This is a genomic window from Actinoplanes sp. NPDC048791 (genome assembly GCF_040650095.1).
Classification (GTDB): domain Bacteria; phylum Actinomycetota; class Actinomycetes; order Mycobacteriales; family Micromonosporaceae; genus Actinoplanes.
In genome coordinates, this window is the sequence record NZ_JBEZGQ010000867.1 from 1 (window position 1) to 3,545 (window position 3,545).

A 3,545-nucleotide genomic window follows, 5' to 3' on the forward strand; every position below is an offset into this window, starting at 1 on the left:
CCCGGCAGCCGGGCCTGGCCCGGCCCGGGCCTTCGTGATGGCGCCGGCTGGCGGGTTGTGGCCTACCAGCTGGTCAAGCTGCCGGTCGGCCTGATCGAGCTGTACGCCGTGTTCTTCTGGATCGGCGGCCTGGTCAACCTGAGTTACCCGTTGCTGTGGGGCGCGTTCCGCAACCATCCACCGGGGGTCCAGCTCAGCCCGGTGCCGGTGTTCACGCCGTTCGGGCTGTTCGGTGACGGCACGTTCCAAGTCACGACTCTTCTCGGCACGTTCGCCGCCGCCGCTGCGGGAGCGGCGATGCTGCTGGCCGCCCCGTGGGTCACCCGGGCCGTCACCGCCGTCGACGCCTGGCTGATTCGAGGGTTGCTCGGGCCCGGGCGGCTGGCCCAGCGGGTCCACGACCTGGAGCAGAGCCGGGCGCTGGCCGTGGACGACTCCGCCGCCCTGCTGCGGCGGCTCGAACGGGACCTGCACGACGGCGCCCAGATCCGGCTGGCCACGCTGGCCATGAACCTCGGCATGGCCCGGGAGAAGCTCGGCGACAACGGCCCGGTCCCGGACGCCGCGGCCGCCCGGGAGCTGGTCGACGCCGCGCTGCGGGGGGCCAAGGACGCGCTCGGCGAGCTGCGCAGCCTGGTCCGTGGCATCCACCCGCCGGTGCTCGACAACGGGCTGGCCGACGCCCTCGCCTCGCTGACCGCCGACCGGGCGATCCCGGTCCAGCTGGAGGTCAGCATCCCGGTCCGGCCCACCCCCGCGATCGAGACCATCGCGTACTTCTGCGCCGCCGAGCTGCTGGCCAACGCGGCCAAGCACAGCCTGGCCGACAAGCTCGCGGTCCGGGCGGCCGGGCAGCACGACGTGCTGCTGCTCAGCGTCGCCGACGACGGTACGGGCGGCGCCGACCCGACCAGGGGCAGCGGCCTGGCCGGACTGGCGCAGCGGGTCGCCGTGGTGGACGGCCGCCTCACGATCGTCAGCCCACCGGGCGGGCCGACGACGATCACCGTCGAGCTCCCGTTGCACGCATGAAGGCGCGGATCGTGATCGCCGAGGACTCGGTCCTGTTCCGGGCGGGGCTCGCCCGGCTGATCGAGGACCGCGGCCACCAGGTCTGCGCGGCCGTGGGTGACGGCGGTGCGCTGCTCGAGGCGGTGGCCGAGCATCAGCCCGACGTGGTGGTGGCCGACATCCGGATGCCGCCGACCCACACCGACGAGGGGCTGCGCGCCGCGCTCGAGATCCGCCGCCGGCACCCGCGGACCGGGGTGCTGGTGCTGTCGCAGTACATCGAGACCAAGTACACGGCCCGGCTGCTGGAAGGCAACGCGGCGGGCGCCGGATATCTGCTGAAGGAACGGGTGGCCGACGTCGCCGAGTTCGCCGACGCGCTGGAACGGGTCACCGCGGGCGGGACGGCGCTCGACCCCGAGGTCGTCGGCCAGTTGCTGCGCGCGAGCCGCCGGGCCGACGGTCTGGCGGCGCTCACCGCGCGGGAGCGGAACGTGCTGGCGCTGATGGCCGAGGGCCGTTCGAACGCCGGCATCGCCGACGCGCTCGTGGTCACCGGCGGAACCGTGGAGAAGCACGTCGCGGGCATCTTCGACAAGCTGGGACTGCCGCCGGGCGAGGCCGACAACCGGCGGGTGCTCGCGGTGCTGCGCTACCTGAGCTCGTGACCGCGTACCGGTGAAGCAAGGACGCCCCGCCGAGACAGGTCTCGGCGGGGCGGGCCGGCAGGTGAGATCAGTTCTTCGGGATGTCGAAGAGCTTGGCGACCTGGGCCGCCAGGCCGAGGTCACCCTTCGCCTTGATCTTGCCGGTCATGAACATCATCATCGGGTTGCCGTCGCCGGAGACCACCTTGAGGAAGGTCACCGGGTCCATCGTCATCGCCAGCTTGGGCTCGCGGACCGGCTGGTTGGTGACGGTGCAGGCACCGTTCTCGATCACGGTCTCGTAGGTGTCCGTGCTGCCACCGGGGCCGCCCGTGATGCTCCAGTGGATGACGGCCTGGGTCGCGCCGGCCCGGTCCGCGCGGAACAGCGTCGGCATCCGGTTGAACACCTCGTCCAGGATCTTAGTGCGGCTCTCGGAGCCCATGACCTCGGCGATCTTCGAGTCCGGAGTGGACTTGACGAGCTGCGCGAACTCCTTCGGGCCGATCGTGGCGAGAGACTCGGGGCTGAATTCAGTCATCGGTGGACCTTTCGGGATGAGCGCCAGACCTACTCGCGAGTAACCCTAGCGATAACCGCGTAGTCCCGCAGTGTCTCAACCCCCCAACGTCTGTTGGACAGTGAGCCCCGTCTCTCCTAAACTCCCCAACATGTCTTTGGGAGATGCGCGTCGCCAGGCCCGGCTGCGGGCCATGGCCCATCCGGTCCGGCTGCGGATGCTGTCGTTGCTCACCGGTGCGCCGCTCACCGCCGCCGACGTCGCCCGCGAGCTCGGTCTCACCCACGCCAACGCCAGCTACCACCTGCGCAATCTGCTCAGCGCCGGACTGATCGTGCAGACCGGTGAGGAACGCATCCGCGGCGGCGTCGCCAAGCGCTACCGCTACGACGCCGAGCGCGACCGGGAGCGTGAGCGCGAGGCGATGGCCGGCCCGCATCACGCCGACACGCAGCGGGCGCTGTTCGAGGCCGTGGCCAACGAGCTGGTGCGGCGTACCGCCGAGGCCGACTGGTCGGTGGGCGGCTCGATGACCGACGCCGAGCTCTGGGTCGACCCGCAGGTCTTCCGCGAGATCCGCGACCGCATCGCCCAGGCCAGCCGCGACCTGCACGACGCGGCCAAGCCCCCGCGCACTCCGGGCACCATCCGCACCAGCGCGACCATCGCGATGTTCCGCATGGAGGAGCCGTGAACGCTCTCGCCCCGCTGCGCCATGCCCCGTTTCGGTTCCTGCTCGCCGGCCGCACGATCAACTCGATCGGCAACGCGGTCGCGCCGGTCGCCCTGGCCTTCGCCGTCCTCGACCTGACCGGCTCGCCCAGCGACCTCGGCCTGGTCGTCGGCACGCGGGTGTCAGTCAACGTGCTGTTCGTGCTGTTCGGCGGGGCGCTGGCCGACCGGATGCCGAAGCATCACCTGATGGTGGGCGCGAGCATCGCAGCCGCCGTCACCCAGGCGGCGGTGGCCGCCCTGGTGCTGTCCGGCGCGGCGACGATCCCGTGGCTGATCGCGCTGTCCGCGGTCAACGGCATGGTGAGCGCGCTGGCCCTGCCCGCCTCGTCGTCGATCGTGCCGCAGCTCATCCCGGAGGAGATCCGCCAGCAGGCCAATGCGTTGAACCGCCTGTTCTTCAACGGCGCCTTCATCGTCGGCGCGCCGCTGGGCGGGATTCTCGTGGCGGGTGTCGGGCCGGGATGGGGGATCGCGGTGGACGCGGCGGCGTTCGCCCTGTCGGCGATCGCCTTCGCGTTGCTCCGAATCCCGAGGCCCGCGCCCGCTGCGACCGCGCCCGACCAAACCGTGCCCGCACCCGGGCAGGCCGCGCCCGACCAAACCGTGCCCGCGCCCGGGCAGGCCGCGCCCGC

The 3,545-nt window shown here is 72.0% G+C and carries 5 protein-coding genes; 4 read left to right on the forward strand and 1 reads right to left on the reverse strand.

Annotated elements, in window-relative coordinates; translation table 11 throughout:
- Both AB0C29_RS38720 and AB0C29_RS38725 read left to right on the forward strand, forming a co-directional pair.
- Positions 1 to 1,032 (forward strand): sensor domain-containing protein (locus AB0C29_RS38720; protein WP_360831419.1); only part of this gene is annotated, 1,032 nt, incomplete at its 5' end.
- Complete coding sequence (locus tag AB0C29_RS38725; RefSeq protein ID WP_360831422.1) at positions 1,029 to 1,679, forward strand: response regulator transcription factor; 651 nt, start codon at positions 1,029 to 1,031, stop codon at positions 1,677 to 1,679. The genes AB0C29_RS38720 and AB0C29_RS38725, both read left to right, overlap by 4 nt.
- 67 nt (positions 1,680 to 1,746) lie before the next feature.
- On the opposite strand, the gene AB0C29_RS38730 is transcribed toward AB0C29_RS38725, so the two are convergent.
- Complete coding sequence (locus AB0C29_RS38730) at positions 1,747 to 2,199, reverse strand: SCP2 sterol-binding domain-containing protein (RefSeq protein WP_360831425.1); 453 nt, start codon at positions 2,197 to 2,199, stop codon at positions 1,747 to 1,749.
- A gap of 130 nt (positions 2,200 to 2,329) precedes the next feature.
- Between AB0C29_RS38730 and AB0C29_RS38735 the strand changes: the two genes are divergently transcribed.
- Positions 2,330 to 2,872 (forward strand): helix-turn-helix domain-containing protein, encoded by a 543-nt coding sequence (locus tag AB0C29_RS38735; protein ID WP_360831427.1) that lies wholly within the window; start codon positions 2,330 to 2,332, stop codon positions 2,870 to 2,872.
- The coding region (locus AB0C29_RS38740) for an MFS transporter (protein ID WP_360831430.1) at positions 2,869 to 3,545 on the forward strand (677 nt) is incomplete at its 3' end. The genes AB0C29_RS38735 and AB0C29_RS38740, both read left to right, overlap by 4 nt.

Bases quoted from the DNA above. Each gene is read 5' to 3' on its own strand.
- AB0C29_RS38725 (WP_360831422.1), top strand. From the start codon at position 1,029: ATGAAGGCGCGGATCGTGATCGCCGAGGACTCGGTCCTGTTCCGGGCG.
- AB0C29_RS38735 (WP_360831427.1), top strand. From the start codon at position 2,330: ATGTCTTTGGGAGATGCGCGTCGCCAGGCCCGGCTGCGGGCCATGGCC.
- AB0C29_RS38730 (WP_360831425.1), bottom strand. From the start codon at position 2,199: ATGACTGAATTCAGCCCCGAGTCTCTCGCCACGATCGGCCCGAAGGAG.